17 protein-coding genes are annotated in these 17,702 nt (G+C 43.5%); 11 read left to right on the plus strand and 6 right to left on the minus strand.

What is annotated here, in order from left to right; translation table 11 throughout:
- The first annotated feature begins 49 nt into the window (after window positions 1-49).
- Window positions 50-601 carry a WcaF family extracellular polysaccharide biosynthesis acetyltransferase gene (locus HDC91_RS03400; protein ID WP_183548457.1) on the plus strand — a complete coding sequence of 184 codons (552 nt, stop codon included), beginning with the start codon at window positions 50-52 and terminating at the stop codon, window positions 599-601.
- An 11-nt stretch (window positions 602-612) separates the two neighbouring features.
- Entirely contained in the window at window positions 613-2,193 is a 1,581-nt protein-coding gene (locus HDC91_RS03405) for a hypothetical protein (RefSeq protein ID WP_183548459.1), read from the plus strand.
- An 88-nt stretch (window positions 2,194-2,281) separates the two neighbouring features.
- Here HDC91_RS03405 and HDC91_RS03410 read toward each other — a convergent pair whose 3' ends face one another.
- Window positions 2,282-3,118 (minus strand): maleylpyruvate isomerase N-terminal domain-containing protein, encoded by an 837-nt coding sequence (locus HDC91_RS03410; protein ID WP_183548461.1) that lies wholly within the window; start codon window positions 3,116-3,118, stop codon window positions 2,282-2,284.
- Window positions 3,119-3,312: 194 nt separating this feature from the next.
- On the opposite strand from HDC91_RS03410, the gene nfi reads away from it, so the two are divergent.
- The 5 genes from nfi to smc all read left to right on the plus strand — a co-directional run bounded on the left by nfi (window position 3,313) and on the right by smc (window position 9,447).
- Window positions 3,313-4,017, plus strand: a complete 705-nt coding sequence (gene nfi / locus HDC91_RS03415; RefSeq protein ID WP_183548463.1) for a deoxyribonuclease V — start codon at window positions 3,313-3,315, stop codon at window positions 4,015-4,017.
- 20 nt (window positions 4,018-4,037) lie between these two features.
- Complete coding sequence (locus HDC91_RS03420) at window positions 4,038-4,349, plus strand: hypothetical protein (RefSeq protein ID WP_183548465.1); 312 nt, start codon at window positions 4,038-4,040, stop codon at window positions 4,347-4,349.
- Window positions 4,331-4,993, plus strand: a complete 663-nt coding sequence (locus tag HDC91_RS03425; RefSeq protein WP_183548467.1) for an ATP-binding cassette domain-containing protein — start codon at window positions 4,331-4,333, stop codon at window positions 4,991-4,993. The genes HDC91_RS03420 and HDC91_RS03425 overlap by 19 nt, the downstream gene beginning before the upstream one ends.
- Window positions 4,994-5,005: 12 nt before the next feature.
- On the plus strand, window positions 5,006-5,809 hold the full coding sequence (locus HDC91_RS03430; protein ID WP_183548469.1) for a PhzF family phenazine biosynthesis protein: 804 nt from the start codon (window positions 5,006-5,008) through the stop codon (window positions 5,807-5,809).
- A 95-nt stretch (window positions 5,810-5,904) separates the two neighbouring features.
- Window positions 5,905-9,447, plus strand: a complete 3,543-nt coding sequence (gene smc / locus HDC91_RS03435) for a chromosome segregation protein SMC (RefSeq protein ID WP_183548471.1) — start codon at window positions 5,905-5,907, stop codon at window positions 9,445-9,447.
- A gap of 65 nt (window positions 9,448-9,512) precedes the next feature.
- On the opposite strand, the gene HDC91_RS20135 is transcribed toward smc, so the two are convergent.
- From HDC91_RS20135 to HDC91_RS03455, 4 genes are read right to left on the minus strand one after another with little or no spacing between them, the layout of a single operon-like run.
- The gene (locus HDC91_RS20135; RefSeq protein ID WP_183548473.1) at window positions 9,513-11,084 is read right to left on the minus strand and encodes a S41 family peptidase; all 1,572 of its coding nucleotides are present in this window, start codon (window positions 11,082-11,084) and stop codon (window positions 9,513-9,515) included.
- A 59-nt stretch (window positions 11,085-11,143) separates the two neighbouring features.
- The gene (locus tag HDC91_RS03445) at window positions 11,144-11,764 is read right to left on the minus strand and encodes an HAD family hydrolase (protein ID WP_183548475.1); all 621 of its coding nucleotides are present in this window, start codon (window positions 11,762-11,764) and stop codon (window positions 11,144-11,146) included.
- Window positions 11,745-12,041 (minus strand): hypothetical protein, encoded by a 297-nt coding sequence (locus HDC91_RS03450; RefSeq protein WP_183548477.1) that lies wholly within the window; start codon window positions 12,039-12,041, stop codon window positions 11,745-11,747. The genes HDC91_RS03445 and HDC91_RS03450 overlap by 20 nt, the downstream gene beginning before the upstream one ends.
- On the minus strand, window positions 12,042-12,701 hold the full coding sequence (locus tag HDC91_RS03455) for an ABC transporter ATP-binding protein (protein WP_183548479.1): 660 nt from the start codon (window positions 12,699-12,701) through the stop codon (window positions 12,042-12,044).
- 181 nt (window positions 12,702-12,882) lie between these two features.
- Between HDC91_RS03455 and sucC the strand changes: the two genes are divergently transcribed.
- From sucC to nhaA, 4 genes are all read left to right on the plus strand, one after another.
- A complete protein-coding gene (gene sucC / locus HDC91_RS03460; RefSeq protein ID WP_183548481.1) occupies window positions 12,883-14,076 on the plus strand; it encodes an ADP-forming succinate--CoA ligase subunit beta in 1,194 nt (397 codons plus the stop codon).
- Window positions 14,077-14,300: 224 nt separating this feature from the next.
- Window positions 14,301-14,831, plus strand: coding sequence for a YceI family protein (locus HDC91_RS03465; protein ID WP_183548483.1), 531 nt, complete (start codon window positions 14,301-14,303; stop codon window positions 14,829-14,831).
- A 121-nt stretch (window positions 14,832-14,952) separates the two neighbouring features.
- Window positions 14,953-15,573 (plus strand): L-threonylcarbamoyladenylate synthase, encoded by a 621-nt coding sequence (locus HDC91_RS03470; protein ID WP_183548484.1) that lies wholly within the window; start codon window positions 14,953-14,955, stop codon window positions 15,571-15,573.
- Between the two features lie 42 nt (window positions 15,574-15,615).
- Window positions 15,616-16,770 carry a Na+/H+ antiporter NhaA gene (gene nhaA, locus HDC91_RS03475; RefSeq protein ID WP_221262097.1) on the plus strand — a complete coding sequence of 385 codons (1,155 nt, stop codon included), beginning with the start codon at window positions 15,616-15,618 and terminating at the stop codon, window positions 16,768-16,770.
- A gap of 69 nt (window positions 16,771-16,839) precedes the next feature.
- On the opposite strand, the gene trpA is transcribed toward nhaA, so the two are convergent.
- On the minus strand, window positions 16,840-17,610 hold the full coding sequence (trpA, locus tag HDC91_RS03480; protein ID WP_183550882.1) for a tryptophan synthase subunit alpha: 771 nt from the start codon (window positions 17,608-17,610) through the stop codon (window positions 16,840-16,842).
- Window positions 17,611-17,702: the final 92 nt, after the last annotated feature.

Consider the following 17,702-nt stretch of genomic DNA (forward strand, 5'->3'; position numbering starts at 1 on the left):
AATTGCAAGCCCTTAATTGTGATCTTGTGTTTTCAGCCGAACGACGATAATGCCAAAAACCCTTCTTTCTACATATAACAATTATCCTTATAAGCCAGGTGGCGGCGTTGTTAAAAGGTTTTTATGGTATTATGTCAATTTAATATGCTTTAAATCGGGTTGGTTTCCTTTTAATGCTTTCAAGATCTTTTTATTGAGGCTGTTTGGTGCTCAAATTGGCAACGGTGTTGTAATAAAACCCGGGGTTAATATAAAGTACGCATGGAATCTCAAAATCGGCACACACAGTTGGATAGGCGAAAGCGTTTGGATCGATAACCTGGCACCTGTTATCATTGCAGATAACGTTTGCATATCCCAGGGAGCCATGCTGCAAACAGGCAGCCACAATTACAAAAAAGAATCATTTGAGCTGATAACCGGAAACATAACTATTGAAGATGGTGTATGGATTGGTTGCGGCGCTATACTAAACCAGGGCATAACTGCCGGTAGCCATAGCGTGGTTACAAGCGGATCTGTAGCTAACAAAAACCTGGAGCCGTATTTTATTTACCAGGGCAACCCGGCTGTTAAGCTGCGTCCCCGCATTATGGAATAATACACCTACAAATGCAAAAAAGATATTTGCCGATACACGCCCTTATACTGATAGTGCTGTTTGTAGTAGCCACCTTATTGTGCGTACTCACTTTTATAACTCCGCCTGCTATTTTCCCCGACGCCAGCTGGGGGTTTCTTGTTTTGCGCTCTATGCAAATGGGCGGCAGTTTCAATATTTACACACACCCCGATCAACAAAATATTGCTTTAAATGCCGGTGAATTCATTTCGTGGTGGTCGCCGGGTCAATACCTGCTTCCCCAATTTTTTAAAATGGTATTTGGCGTTAATACCGGGCATGCCTCTGCTATTACTATTGCCGTTTGCCAGGTTACCGGTCTTGCAGGTTTCTATATGTTTTTCAAAAAGGTGGGTTATACGCCGTTGGTTAGCGCTTTGAGCCTCGTTGTGATCATTTGTCAACAAGCGTATTTTACGCCGCATATTTTTTATACCGGCGGCGAAGTATTAATTTTCGCCTTTGCCGGATGGTTTTTATATGGGTGCGTTAGATTTGCAAAGCCCGATTACAAACTGCTTTTGTTTGTGCTTTTGTCGGGGTGGATAGGCTTCTTTTGCAAGTCCTCATTTATATGGATATATGCAGCGGGCCTGTTATTTATATCGATAGCCATTTCCACTGGCCTTAAAGGTATTAAAGCCTGGATACTCAACAGTTCATGGATAGCAATACCCGCAATTATATCAGTAGCCGTTATATACACTTTGTATTTAAGTAAAGGACTTAACCCGGTATCAGCACCAAACGGTTTCAGCTTAAGCTGGAAAACACTGGCCTTCCCTGTGGCATCTCCCCTTCTTTCCGGATTTTCTGTAGACGACCTGTTTAACGGCCTTATATTCCACAACGATGTGGCCATACTATCGCCGGGATGGGCTTTGGCTGTAATGCTGGCGCTGGCTGTTGTAAGTGTAATATTAGTGTGTGCCGTATACAAACACAACGCGAATAAGAATTACCGGTTGCTCCTGGTTATATTTTACGGTGTATCCATCCTATTTTTTGCTTCTGCTTATATGCGCAGGCTGGATATTTCTTACGAGGCCCGCCACTTCAGGATCATTGGTTTAATAATTATCCCCGGAGTATTGCAGCTTTTTAGCCGCTATAAGCCGGTTTACCGGGTTTTGTTAGGATCAATGGTTGCAGCTATACTTGTTTTCAGCCTCAATTTTTATTTAACAGGTTACAAAGGCTTAAAAACTGACGTTGCCTACGGAACATCAGGTATTGGCCAGCAGTTTATTGATCGGCAAAGCCTTGCTTACATTAAGCTGCTCGACGACAAAAATAACAACGCTGTTTTTGTTTTTTTTAGTCCGGATATTGGTTTAGAGGTACGGCACAACCGTGTAATCATCTTGCCCGGGTTAAATAAAGATATCAATATCAACTTTGATGAATACCTTTATAAAGGCCATGCGGGGCCGCTATATATTTTAATGCCTTCGTATTATATGGGTATAAGGGCAAGTGTTATCTTAAAATCATTTCCGGGTTACAAAGGCTTTTCGCTTAAAGAGTTAAGTGATAATTATGTTTTGTATTTTGCAACAGAAGCGCGTTAACAACTTAACGGCATCAACCCTGCTTGCTGCTATCAACCCAAATTGCCTATAAGAAAAGTATCGGTGCCACATCTAAAGTATGTTGCCGCTATGCCATAACCGAAACCATGTTAAGTACTGTTTGGCCAAGCTCCTGGTTGCCGGTAATAATTACCTTATCTTTTATTTGATCCGGTCTTAAGCTTTTCGAAAAAAGCTTCCAGGCGGTATCCGGATCAATCATAATTTCGGTGTCGGGCTGCACTTCATTCTTCTTGCTTAACGTCCAGGCATCATCCGCCCGTACCAGAAACCATGCCCCGCCAATATCGGTAGTTATTGTTGTTTTTACCACCGTACCATTTTCGGCTAAAACATTGCGGTAAGTATGCGGTAAAGCAAGCATAAAAATGTCGATAAACGGGTAATAAAGTTCAGGTGTCATTAAGCCGGGTTTATTTACAGCATCGCGTATCTGCTGCTGGTGCAGCCATTTTTCCGTGTATTCGCGCGCAATTTCCATCCAGTTTCTGCTTTCTGTTTCGCCCGCCCACTCTACGGCAAAAGCCGATCTGCCCCATGGGTCAACCGATTTAAAGTAATCGCAAAAAAGCGGTCCTGTTATCTTATGTAGAACAATAAGCATTTGCGGGCTTACCCTTTTCATGGCTTTTACCCAATCGGCATTAAGGCCGTTTAAAAAATCTAACAGGTCCTGGCGCGATTTTATAACCGGTTGCTCGCCATAAAAACCATCGCGCAGAATGGATAATATGCGTATGTTGGTATCCAGCAGATGTGCAACCACATCTTTCACTACCCACAATTTTGCTATCGTCTGCTTTTCCCATTCTTCAGGTGTGAGGGACACTAGTAGTTCAATAAGCTTTTTATCCAGAACGGGCAGCAGGTTTACTACATCAATAGGAACAGGTGGTTTAGTCATGGCGTTAGGATTGATTGTGGTTCAAATACCTGTAATTTTCTTGAAAAAACCGGACTTTTTTCCGGGCAAATTGGAGTAAAACCGTTGCTTTAAGGAAGAATAAAATAGTCATGTATATAATAACAACCCTAACTATAGGTTAAAATATTAACTATCCAATTAAACAAGGATGGGTCTTTATATGTTAATAATTTATGGATCCATCCGGCTATGAACACTTTTCTCCTGCCGAAGCTATTGCTTACCAGGAAGAGTTACGCCATAAAATTCGGATCCGTGAATTGACCACCCCAATTAATACCATCGCCGGGGCCGATATATCCTTCGACAAAGACTCGGCGATACTCTACGCCGGAATTGTAGTTTTCAAATACCCGGCGTTGAGTGTTATAACTACTTCAACTGCCATATCGCATACGGAGTTTCCGTACATTGCCGGGTTGCTGGCTTTCAGAGAGTTGCCCGCCCTGTTTAATGCGTGGAACAATCTTTATATTAAACCCGACCTGCTGATACTTGACGGCCAGGGCATAGCGCACAAACGGCGGCTGGGCATAGCCACACATTTTGGCTTACTGGCCAACGTGCCAACCATTGGCAGCGCCAAAAGCAGGCTGCATGGCACCTATGATGAACCTGCCCCCGAGATGTTTGCTCAAAGCCCGATGTATGATCAAAACGAACAGATAGGCGTGGCGCTGCGCAGTAAACAGCACTGTAACCCTATTTATATATCGCCTGGGCATAATATCAATATTCAACAAAGTGTTGATGTAATAAAAAATTGTATTCGTGGCTACCGCATGCCCGAGCCTACAAGACAGGCGCGTTCTTTAGTGAACAAGATCAGGGAAGAAAACAGTGAAAAACCCAGCCCTCAATACAATTTATTTGATTGATATGCGTATAGTATCAATCCATGCAACGCCTAACTACCCTCACTATTCAATATTACCGCTCGCTGCTGCTTTATAATATAACCTTTACTTTTTTGTGTATAGTTTTGGTTGGCTTTGGCGCAGGCATCAACCTGGTGAGTATTTTCTTTTCAAAGATCATCGGTTTTTTATCAGCGACAGGGCTGCATTATTACTCATCGGCCAATACATACTTTTATTATCGCAATGCGGGTATAACCATCAGAAGATTATATTTTTATGCCTTTTTGGTTGATCTTGCAGCATTTATATTAATCGCCCTTTTAATTAACCTATGCAGCCGCTTGTTTTAAAGGTTGATAGCGTTCAGCTGCAGTTTGATGACCGCAAAATATTGCAGGACATTTATCTTGAATGCAGGCAGGGCCAGGTGATTGGTTTATTGGGCAGAAACGGCAGCGGTAAATCATCATTACTACGGGTTATTTTCGGTACCCTGCAGGCATCGTATAAATATGTAAGTATTGATAACAACTTTATTTATAAAGGGTATCATAACAACCGCATAGCCTATTTACCGCAGCATGGTTATTTACCGGCCCACATACAAATAAGCAAACTTGCCAGAATGCTGGTGGACGAACAGGCCTGGGATGAGTTTGCCGCGTTAGAAATATACCGGCAGCATTCGCATAAAACAGCGGCGCAATTATCCGGCGGCGAACTGCGACAATTGGAGATGATGATGATTATGCATAGCCGCGCCGATTTTATATTGTTAGATGAGCCTTTTACCCATATATCACCCGTTCAGGCCGACGAATTTAAACCCGTTATACGCAATTGCGCCAAACGTAAGGGCATCATTTTAACCGATCATCAATATTATAATATTTTAGAGGTTAGTGATAAAGTGATCTTATTGAATAACGGCTGCACAAAACACATCACCAATAATGATGAATTGGTTACTTACGGCTATCTTAGCGGTAAATAATACTTTATCATCATGACCATCCCTATTTTCCAGGCCGATGCCTTTACCGATAAAATGTTTGGCGGCAATCCGGCCGCTGTTTGTCCGCTGGATGAGTGGCTGCCCGACGAAACCATGCAGAAAATTGCCCTGGAGAACAACCTGGCCGAAACCGCTTTTTTCGTAAAGAACGCTACCGGCTATCTGCTGCGCTGGTTTACTCCCGAACTGGAGATCGACCTTTGTGGCCACGCCACCCTGGCATCCGCACATATATTATTCACGGAACTTGGTTATGAGAGCGATACCATTTATTTTGATACGGTAAAAGCTGGCACGCTCGTAGTAAAACGCGAGGGCGATAGATACTCGATGGATTTCCCGTCACGGCCTCCGTTCGCGGCTGATAAGCCGGAAGGCCTGATTGAAGCCCTGGGCGGGAAAAAACCAAAAGAAATACTGCGCAGCCGCGATTATTTTTTGGTTTACGATAACGAAGATGATATTTTGGACATTAAGCCCGACCACTTTGCACTATCTAAAATTGATACGCTGGGTGTTATTGTAACGGCGCCAGGCAAGGATGTAGATTTTGTGTCGCGTTTCTTCGCACCGGGCGCAGGTGTACCCGAAGACCCGGTTACCGGGTCGGCGCATTGCAACCTGATACCATACTGGGCCGGAAAACTGGGTAAAAACACATTACATGCTTACCAAATAAGCGCCCGCAAAGGCGAGCTTTGGTGCGAATTAAAAGGCGACCGGGTTGTAATGGCAGGTAAGGCGGTTACTTATTTAAGAGGCGAGATCGAGATAACGCATAAAAGTGAAAGCTAAAAGCCCGGGTAAAAAGCTTTGCGTTTTTAGCTTTCTGCTTTCGGCTAAAATTCTTATTTTCCGAACTCAATTTTTCAAGACGACGCGCACTATCAATGCAGCTTACCAGGTTAGAAATCAAGGGTTTCAAGAGTTTCGGAGATAAGATCACCATTAATTTTAATGAGGGTGTTACCGCTATTGTTGGGCCAAACGGTTGTGGTAAAAGCAATGTTGTCGATTCGATACGCTGGGTATTGGGCGAGCAAAGTACCCGCGCGCTTCGGTCCGAAAAAATGGATAACATTATTTTTAACGGCACCAAAAGCCGCAAGGCAGCCAACCTGGCCGAGGTATCGTTAACCTTTGATAATACCAAAAATGTACTTCCTACCGATTTTTCGCAGGTTACCTTAACGCGCAGGCTGTACCGCACCGGCGAAAGTGAGTACCGTCTTAACGATGTACAGTGCCGCTTAAAGGATATTACCGACCTGTTCCTTGATACCGGAATAGGCGCCGACTCGTACGCCATCATCGAGTTAAAGATGATTGACGAGATCATCAACAACAAGGAAGGATCGCGCCGTAATCTGTTTGAGGAAGCATCAGGTATATCTAAATATAAACTCCGTAAAAAGCAAACCTTCAGTAAGTTAAAAGATACAGAAGCCGATCTGGAGCGCGTTGAAGACCTGCTGTTTGAGATAGAGAAGAACTTAAAAACGCTTGAGAACCAGGCTAAAAAAACCGAGCGCTACTACAAGCTTCGCGACCAGTATAAAACGCTGAGCATTGCGCTGGCATCGTTCCGCATAGCAAATTTCAGCAGGTCGCTTGCCGAAATTGAAGAGAAGGAACAAATACAGCGCGAAGAAAAGGCAGGGATCGCTACGCAGATAGATAAGCTGGAAGCAGCTTTACAGCAAAGCAAGCTGGATAGCCTTACCAAAGAGAAGAACCTTGCCGCCCAGCAAAAGGCCAGCAACGAGTTTACGGCTAAGATACGTGCCTACGAGAGCGAAAAACGGGTAAAGAACGAGCAGTTGAAGAACGCCCAGGATAAAGAGAGCCGTTTAAAGGACGAACTTGAGCGTGATAATAACCAGTTTAAGCACGTACAATATAATATAAAGCGGCTGAACGAAGAAAAACTGCAGGAAGAAGAAAACCTGCACATCATTACCCAACGCTTGGCAGAGATGAAAGAGGCTGTTGACGAGCTGCGCGCGCAGCAAACCGAAGCGCGTAATGAACTGAACGAGCTGAACAGCATAAACGGCCGCCTGCAAAACCAGGTTTACAAGGCCGAAAAAGACATCGATATCCTGAATATACAACAACAGGCGCTTGAGCAGGAAAGCCAGCGCAATATGGAGGATACCACCAATAAGGAAGCCGAGCTATCGCACTTTAATAAAGTGGTAGCCGAACTGGAGAGCCGCGTTGAAACGCTAAAAAGCGAATATGAGCTGGCTGTAGAGGCAGATAACAAATTGCAGCAACAGGTAGCCGAAACGGAAACCGAGCTTAAAACTGTAATAGACAGTATTGCTGCCGACGGCCGTAAACTGGACGCCAAACAAAACGAATATAACCTGACAAAAAGTTTGGTTGATAACCTGGAGGGGTTCCCGGAGAGTATCCGTTTTTTAAAAAAGAACACCAATTGGGCTAAAACCGTGACCCTGTTCAGCGATATTTTATTTTGCAAGGAAGAATACCGCATAGCTATCGAGAACTACCTGGAGCCTTTTATGAACCATTACGTGGTGAATACTTACAGCGAGGCCATTGCGGCTATTAACCTGTTAAGTAATTCGGCAAAGGGCCGGGCGCAGTTTTTTATTTTAGATAATTACGAAGCCACTAAGCAGGCCGATAAAACACTGGTAGATGATGCAGCCATCCCTGCCCTTTCTGTTGTAGAGGTTGAGGAGCGCTACAAACCGCTATGCAACCATTTATTAAAACAGGTTTACCTGATTAACGATAATACCGAACAGGATATTAACGACATACCATTACCGGGTGATGTAGTGCTTATTGGTAAAAGCGGTAAGTTCACAAAATCTAAACACACCATGGCAGGCGGCTCGGTTGGGTTGTTTGAGGGCAAGCGTATAGGTCGCGCTAAAAACCTTGATAACCTGCTGAAAGAGATCAAACAAGCGGAGAGCCGCATACAAAGCTTTAGAACTAAAAGTGAGGAATTGCACAGCCGTTTGGCAGCTTTAAAGGCATCAAACAAAACCAACGAACTAAGAGAGCAACAATACCAACTAAACCAGGTTAACACCGAACTTATCACCGTTAAAACCAAACAGGAACAATACCAGGCCTTTATTGAGAACAGTCTTAACCGTAAGCAGGACATAGCCAATAAAGTGGCCGGTATAAAAAACGAGATACTTTCACTGGGCCCGTTATTGATAGATCTGAAGGCACAAAAGCAGGTACAGGCCGATATGCTGCTGGAAAAACAGCAGGCCTTTAACGAGCTTAATGAAATGGTTACGGTGCAATCTAACATCTACAACCAGGAGAACATCCGCTTTCACCAGCAGCAAAATAAGGTTTCGGGATTGGTAAAAGACCTTGAGTACCGCGAAACGCAGCTGGAGCACCTGGAAGTACGCATCCGGCAGAACAGTGCCGAACTTGAAAAGGTTAAAGCGCAGATCATGGAGAACCTGCAGCAAACCGGCGACAGCGACGAAAGCTTGCTTGAAATGTATGAGCAGAAAGAAGCGCTTGAAAAAGGCACCGCCGAAGCTGAGCAGGAATATTACGCCTGGCGCGCCGGTATTACCGAAAGCGAGAATGAAGTATCAAAGCTTCGGCAGAAAAAAGACCAGACCGAGGCTGTTGAGAACGAATTGAAAGATGAGCGCAACAATTTAAGATTGGAGCTTAGCGCGCTTAAAGAGCGGCTATCGGTAGAGTTTAATGTAGATATAAATGACCTGCTTGAAGCGGAAAATAATGAAGCCGGTGACGAAGAAGAAATACGCGAACGTACCGAAAAGCTAAAACGCCAACTGGATGATTTTGGCGCTATAAACCCAATGGCTGTTGAAGCGTATAACGAAATGAGCGAGCGCCACACCTTTATACAGGATCAGAAAAAAGACCTTGCCGAAGCAAAAGCCTCGCTTCTTGCCACCATACAGGAAATTGATGATACGGCTAAAGAAAAATTCATGTCGGCCTTTATAATGGTCCGCGAAAACTTTATCAAGGTGTTTCGTTCGCTGTTTAACGAAGAAGACTCGTGCGACCTGATATTGAGCAACCCCGAAGCTCCGCTCGAATCGGAGATTGATATTATTGCACGGCCTAAGGGTAAGCGCCCCCTTTCTATTAACCAGCTTTCGGGCGGCGAAAAAACCTTGACGGCAACCGCTATACTATTCTCGCTTTATCTGTTAAAGCCGGCCCCCTTCTGCATCTTTGACGAGGTTGATGCGCCGCTTGATGATACCAACATCGATAAGTTCAACAACATTATCCGCAAGTTCTCAAAAGAATCACAATTCATTATTATATCTCACAACAAACGCACTATTGCCTGTACTGATATTATCTACGGTGTTACCATGGTAGAGCAAGGGATATCGCGGGTGGTACCTGTAGACCTGCGCGAACTGGCAGATTAAACGGAAATTTGTTAAATAAAAAAGCCGGAAGTTTAAACTCCCGGCTTTGACTGATAACAGGCGAATTATTTTTTAGCCTTCGGATCATTAAGTATCATCCCTCTGAATTTTTTGCCCTCAACTTGAATACCAACCTCGCGGGACTGATCAACCGAAAAGGTTTTAAGCTGGTTAGCGCTTTGTATTCTTGTACCTGATATGGCGAAGGTGCCATTTTTAACATAATTTATAGCGTATGCAAACAGCCCTTCCGCGGGGTCGCCGAAATCTTTGGTAACATCATCATTTGCAAGTTTGCCCGGATAAGTAGTACTTCCCGGTTTCATACCGGCGTAGTAACCGCCGTTACCATTGGCATTCTTTGTTTCAAATTGCGGTATGTACATTTGATATTTATTGATATCGATATCAAAGAAACCCACCGGTTTACCATATGAAGTTGTACCTATTAGCTTTACATCCATTTTTGGTATTAAATTGTTGATGGTAAGCTCGCTGGCTGATGCTGTAGAGCCGGTTACTATAAAAAATACGTGGCTTAGATTAAGGGTAGCGGGCACATCTGCTTTCGAAAAGCGTATCGTATTAGCGCTTGGTGTATAGTTAATGTCGAAATAGCTGTACGTTTGGCCGTTATCGTCCTTACGTTTCTGATTTTTAAGGATGGTGGCCTTGCCCTCAGTCATCATCTGGTTAAAATTATAGCTGAACATCACCGACCCGTCGGCACTTGCAGGTGCAATTAAGTTGCTTAAATATTCGGCAGTCGACACGTAGCCGCCGCCGTTATAACGCAGGTCAACAACAAGGTCGGTTATGTTACTACCGGCAAAGGTGTTAAAAGCAGTGTTAAGCCTTGGTACAGCATTCGCGTCGGCTGTAAAACTGTTAAAGGCGATATAACCTACTTTTTTACCGCCGCCCGCATCAATAACTTTTGTAGCCAAAACAGGGTTCACCGTGTAACTGCCGGTTGACATGGCTGCCGTAAAGGTAGTGCCATCAGGTTTTTTTAAGGTAAGGGTAATGTCGTTAGACTGGCTGTAAGCCTTGATAAGGAAGTCAACATTAGTTCCGTTATCATAAGTAAGGCCCGAACCTGTGCGGCCGTTTATGCCCACAATCTGGTAGCCTCTCTTTAACCCTTTCACATCGGCCGGAGAGCCCGGGTAAACATACTTAACCCTGATGTCATCCTCGCTTATCCATACCGGCGCAAAGCCAAAATCACCTTTTACGCCGCCTAACTCGCCTGATACGCTGCCATCGTCAATAAATGAGTATTTGGCGTAACCAGGTGCAGGTGTGTAATATTCGTACGGTTTACCGGTTTCGGGGTTTTTGCTGTATTGAGTCATCGCGTCAATTTCTGTTTGCAAAGCATCCAGATCGCTTGTGCCGCTAAAAGAACGTGGTTTGAAAGCCGCGTAAGTAGGCAGCGAGGTGTTCCAGTAATAGGTTTGCTGGGCATACAAAAATACGGAATCTTTGATCAGGTCGAGCGTAGAACCTGTTTTAGATGGGCCATCAGTGTTATCGCCGCCGCCATCGCCACCCGGAGTGATCTTCTTATCTTTTGAACAAGATGTGATAATTGTTACCAAAACAATTATAAATAAGTAAAATATTTTCTTCACAGTTTAAATTATTAGTTTGTGTTTTATTAACGAAGTTATTATTTATATATTATATTAGTTTAATTTATTATTTCGCTAACGTTTACGTAATCAATCCCGCAGGCTTCGGCACATAACCTGTCTGTCTCTGAACCTTCTATCATTATCAGGTCGCGTCGTTCCAAATTATGCTCTTTCATCAATAAATGTAATACGTCCGGTTCGGGTTTAGGCACGCTTTCTTCAGTAAAATAGCATGTTAAATACGGTTCTAAACCATGCCATTCAATTTGCCTGAGCTTGTTAAGCTGTTGCTGCGCGGCGCCGTTTGTAACTATAAAAAGTTTTTTACGGTCTAAAACCACTTCCTGCATAAAGCTAAGCATATTTTTATAAAGCAACAATTTTAGCGGCAAGCGCGATGTTAGCAGCATTATCTCCAGGTTTTTTCTGTACTTCTTATCTATATTTAACCTTGCGGCAATTTCATCAAACACTTCCCCCTCCCCCTTTTCATTATACGTATTTATCATTAACTCGGTTGTCGTGGCAGCGCTATTTAATTCGGTGTACTCCAACAGGTTGGCAAACAGGTAGTAAATCTGGTAGTAATAATCTTTAGCCGGGTACAATACATCGTCAAGTTCAAAAATAAACGCCTTTTTGCGCGGGTCTATGTCGTTATACGTTAAGGCTGCCATTTATAATATCTATGTTATATTCTTTAAACAGTTGTTCTGATAATAACAGCACGGCTGCTTCCTGTGGGTTTAACAAGTAAACAGCGTCGAAACCGTTATCAAGGCAAAGCGTCAGCATTTCGTGCGCGTAAGTATCTGTGGCGGGGTTTGGCAGTTTAAGCATCTGCATAAATGCCGGTAACTCGTTGAAATCGCCTAATACAACTTCGTCATTGGGCAGGCTGCCTTTAAGCTTATGCGCCGCAGCCGATGTAGCGGAGGTAACAAGTATCTTCACTTATAAATTATTTACAATTAACCCGTCTTTCATTAATATGGTGCGGTCGCTCATGTCAGACAGGTCCTGGTTATGGGTTACAATGATAAAGGTTTGGTTAAAATCGTTGCGCAACTTAATAAACAACTCGTGCAGTTCAAGCGCGTTTTTAGAATCGAGGTTACCTGAGGGTTCGTCGGCAAATATCAGCGCCGGATCGTTAATCAGCGCCCGCGCTACCGCCACACGCTGCTGCTCGCCGCCGGATAGTTCGGCTGGTTTGTGATGTATCCTGTCGCCCAGGCCAAGCATCTGTAATAGTTCAGTCGCTTTTTTTTCGGCATCGGCGCGCGACACGCCCGCAATAAAAGCCGGGATGCAAACGTTCTCGAGCGCGTTAAACTCTACCAGTAAATGATGAAACTGGAATATAAAACCTATCTTTTTGTTGCGAAAAGCGCTTAAGTTTTTATTATTGAGCTTACTGACTTCAACGTTATCGATAAATATCCGCCCCGAATCGGGGCTGTCCAAAGTCCCCAGTATATTAAGCAAGGAGCTTTTGCCCGCGCCTGACGCGCCTACTATGGTCACAATTTCGCCGCGCTTAACTTCCAGATCAACGCCTTTAAGGATATGAAGTTTGCCGTATGATTTATTTATAGATTGCGCTTTAAGCATGGGCGAATTTAGTGATTAGAGATTAGTTAATCAGAGATCAGGTGATTATTTTAACAGATATTTAGAAAGATCGTCGCTGATATTATTACAATATAATGGAGATAAATATTACAAATCTCTAATCTCCGACCTCTTATCTCTAAAAACAAAATAGTAGCTTTACCGCAAATTCTTCAAATACATGAACATTCACGAATATCAGGGCAAAGCGATTTTAAAAAGCTTTGGCGTACGAGTACAGGAGGGCATAGTTGCAGATACACCTGAAGAGGCTGTTGCTGCCGCTCAGAAAATGAAGGAAGACTTTGGGTCGGACTGGACAGTAATAAAAGCACAGATACACGCAGGTGGCCGCGGTAAAGGCGGTGGTGTTAAGCTGGCCAAGAATGCCGAACAGGTTAAAGAAATTGCAGGCAAAATCATTGGCATGCAACTGGTTACACCACAAACCGGCCCCGAAGGTAAATTGGTAAAGAAAGTTTTGGTTGCACAGGATGTTTATTATCCGGGCGAAAGCGAAACAAAAGAGTTTTATATTAGCGTACTGCTCGACCGTGCTAAGGGACGGAATATCATTATGTACAGCACCGAAGGCGGTATGGATATAGAAGAAGTGGCGCACTCTACCCCGGAACTTATCCATAAAGAAGAAATTGACCCTAAGGTTGGTTTACAAGGTTTCCAGGCGCGTAAAATTGCGTTTAACCTGGGCCTGTCAGGCGACGCGTTTAAGGATATGGTAAAATTTGTCACTGCTTTATACAAAGCATATGACGCTACCGACTCCTCTCAATTTGAAATCAACCCCGTACTAAAAACATCAGATAATAAAATATTAGCGGTTGATGCCAAGGTTAATCTTGATGATAACGCGTTGTTCCGCCACCCGGATTACGCTGCCCTGCGCGATACCGACGAAGAAGACCCTACCGAGGTTGAAGCAAGCAAAAGCAACCTTAATTATGTAAAACTTGATGGTAACGTAGGCTGTATGGTTAACGGTGCCGGTTTGGCAATGGCAACCATGGATATTATTAAACTTGCAGGCGGCGAACCTGCCAACTTCCTTGACGTGGGTGGTACCGCCAACGCGCAGACAGTGAAAGCCGGTTTTAACATTATCCTTTCAGACCCTAATGTTAAGGCTATTCTGATCAATATATTTGGCGGCATTGTACGCTGCGATCGTGTTGCACAAGGCGTAATTGATGCTTATAAAGAGATAGGCAATATCCCGGTTCCCATTATTGTACGCTTACAGGGTACCAATGCCAAAGAAGCAAAGGAACTTATCGATAATTCGGGCCTGCAGGTTTATTCGGCTATTTTGCTGAAAGAAGCTGCCGACCGCGTTAAAGAGGTTTTAGCGTTATAGCTGGTCAGCGCTTGTTTAATTAATCAATTAACTGTAATATATAAGGGGGCCAAATGGCCCCTTTTTGCTGCACTTATATTTCTTATGCATGACAAACAATCCCCTATTTTAGTCGTTAAATCTCTATATGTCTGTAAATTGTAATACTTCCATATAATAATACATGTTTAAACATATATTATTATATTTGTGTTATAATCAAGAAAAAACAAAAACTAAACATCATGGCAACAACTAAATGGGTATTAGACCCAACGCACTCAGAAGTACAATTTAAGGTAAAACACCTTGTAATATCTACCGTAACCGGCTCTTTTAAAACCTTTGAGGGTTCGTTAGAAACCGATAACGAGGACTTTACAGATGCTAAAGTTGAGTTTTCGTTAGATGTGGATAGTATTGACACCACTCAATCGCAACGCGATGAGCACTTGAAAAGCGCAGACTTTTTTGATGCGGCTACCCATCCTAAAATTACCTTTAAATCTACATCGTTTACCAAAGATGGTGATGATTATAAATTGAACGGACTTGTGACCATAAAGGATGTGACTAAACCTATAACACTTAATGTTGAGCATGGTGGCATAGCAGGTGACTTTTACGGTAATACCAAAGCGGGTTTTGAAGTAAGCGGCAAAATAAACCGCAAAGAGTTCGGCCTTACCTGGGACGGCGTAACCGAAGCAGGTTCTATTGTAGTTGGCGAAGATATTAAGCTGATAGCAAACGTTCAGTTTGCTAAGCAAGCATAAATTAGTTATCAATAATTGGTTGATCAGAGATTAGTTACTGACATCGTGAAAAAAGCCATTCGTTTAAACGGGTGGCTTTTTCTTTTTAAAACTATTTGTCTGTTATATTTGCTTTACACTTATGTTGATCAAGATCTACCCGGAAAATCCAAACGAAAAAGCAATTGAACAGGCCGTTGATGTATTGCGCAAAGGAGGCATCATCATCTATCCCACCGACACCGTGTATGGGCTTGGGTGCGATATTACCAATCAAAAGGCTATTGAGCGAATCTGTAAGATCAGGAACATCAAACCCGAAAAAGCAAACTTCTCATTTATCTGTTATGACCTTAGCCACATATCAGATTATATAAAACCCATTGATAACGCAACCTTCAGGGTGTTGAAAAAAGCGCTGCCGGGTCCGTTCACTTTTATATTTAACGCAAGCCACGCAGTGCCAAAGCTTTTAAGCAGCAATAAAAAAACGGTAGGTATACGTGTGCCTGACAACAACATTGCCCGCGAAATTGTGAAGGCATTGGGCAACCCTATCCTATCCACATCCATTCATGATGAAGATGATATCATTGAATATTCTACCGACCCTGAACTGATACATGAAAAGTACGAGGATATGGTAGACCTTGTTATTGATGGCGGCTATGGCGACAACGTACCCTCGACGGTGATAGACTGCACATCGGGCGAGTTTGAAGTTATCCGCGAAGGCAAAGGTAACCTGCAAGAATATTTATAATCTTATATTTGCCGCATTACATTGTAATCTACTCAATACATTTTGATCAGTAACCTTAAACAATTTGCCGAATTTATACGCTCTTACGCCACAGGTGGTGCTATTCTTATTGCCTGTGTAATTTTATCGCTCGTAATTGCCAACACCGGTTTTAACCATAGCTTCAGCAATTTGCTTAGCATTCAACTTGGCCCCTACACCTCATTGGCCTGGATAAACGATGGATTAATGGCCATATTTTTTTTGCTGGTTGGGCTGGAGATAAAAGACGAAGTTTTAAACGGCGAATTATCCGACAGGCATTCGGCCACACTACCCGTGTTTGCAGCCATTGGCGGCATGATTGTACCAGCCGGCATCTATGCACTTGTAAACGTTAACACGGCAACAGCCGCCGGCTGGGGTATCCCTATGGCTACTGATATAGCCTTTGTAGTGGCAATTATCAGCGTTATAAAATCACGCGTACCGCAGTCCTTACAGGTATTTATAAAAGCACTAGCTATAGTCGACGACCTGGGGGCTATACTGGTCATCGCTTTATTTTATTCGGCAGGACTGCACACCACCTATCTGCTGTTAGCGTTAGCGATGTTTATAACGCAGCTGCTATTTAACCGCTTTAATGTGCGTTACATAGCGGCATATCTTATACCCGGTGCGTTTATGTGGTATTTTATCCATCATAGCGGTATACACGCTACTGTTGCAGGGGTGCTTACAGCAATGGCTATCCCGCATAATATAAAACGGAATTACTCACCCCTAAAAAAACTCATCCACCTGCTCGAAAACCCGGTGAATTTTATCATCATTCCCATATTCGCGTTAGCAAATTCAAACATCAACATTACGGAAAGCCTGTCTATCGGTAACATCGTCAACCCGCTATCGGTAGGGATACTTTTTGGTTTGCTGTTAGGCAAGCCAATAGGCATCACATTATTTAGCTGGCTGGCTGTAAAGCTCAAACTATCAAAACTTGCCGAAGGCGTAAAATGGGCGCAGGTGTGGGGTATTGGCCAACTGGCGGGGATAGGCTTCACTATGTCGATATTTATTGCGCTGCTGTCGTTTACAGATGCCGGGCTGCAAGGTCAGGCTAAGTTTACCATATTAATTACCTCGTTGTTGGCAGCAACAATAGGTTACGTTGTTCTGCTTCAGATTAAAAACAGAACCGGACACACAACGTAGCAATATTTTGCGTCTTTTTTAGAATATTCAATTAAAGACGCGAAGTATCGCGTCTCTACAATAAACATTTTAAGATTTAATGCTGCTTATAAACGCCGGGATCTTCTGCATGTAACCATCCTGCCCCAGCAATTTTACAAAAGCGCTGCCTACAATGGCCCCGTTTGCATATTCGCAGGCTTTACTGAACGATCTGTTATCTGAGATGCCAAAACCGATAATGGTCGGATTCCTCAGTTCCATCGCCTTAATGCGGCTGTAATACCCTTCAATGCTATCAGTAAGCTGCAGGTTGCCGCCGGTTATAGATGATGACGAAAGTAAATAAATAAAGCTGTTACTCAATTCATCTATCTTGCGTATCCGCTCTGCCGATGTTTGCGGCGTTACCAGGAAGATGTTGCTCAGCCCGTTGTCTTCAAAGTGGTTGCTGTAAAGCATTTCGTACTCGTACATCGGCAGGTCTGGCACTATTATACCGTCTACCCCTGCTTCGGCTGCGGCTTTGCAAAACCGTTCAACGCCGTATTGCACAATGGGGTTAACATAACCCATTAACAAAACCGGGATGGTTACGCGGCTGCGCAGTTGTTTTAGCTGCTCAAACAACACATTCAAATTCATGCCGTTATCTAACGCCGTTTGCGAGCTGTGCTGAATGGTAGGCCCGTCGGCAACAGGGTCTGAATAAGGAAAGCCTATTTCCAGGAAATCCGCACCGGCTTTTTCCAATGCTTCCGCAATATCAACCGTTGTGTTCAGTTGCGGGTAACCGGCGGTAAAATAAATCGAAAGCAGGTGTTCTTTTTTTGTTTCAAAAAGCTGGTTTAAACGGTTCATCGAAGCGGTGGTGTTAGCCATATACTGCAAAAGTATTGTTTATTAATGTTTTTACCACCGGGTGGGCAGAGTTTTTTCACTCAGATAGCAAG

Source organism: Mucilaginibacter sp. AK015, assembly GCF_014200785.1.
GTDB lineage: Bacteria > Bacteroidota > Bacteroidia > Sphingobacteriales > Sphingobacteriaceae > Mucilaginibacter.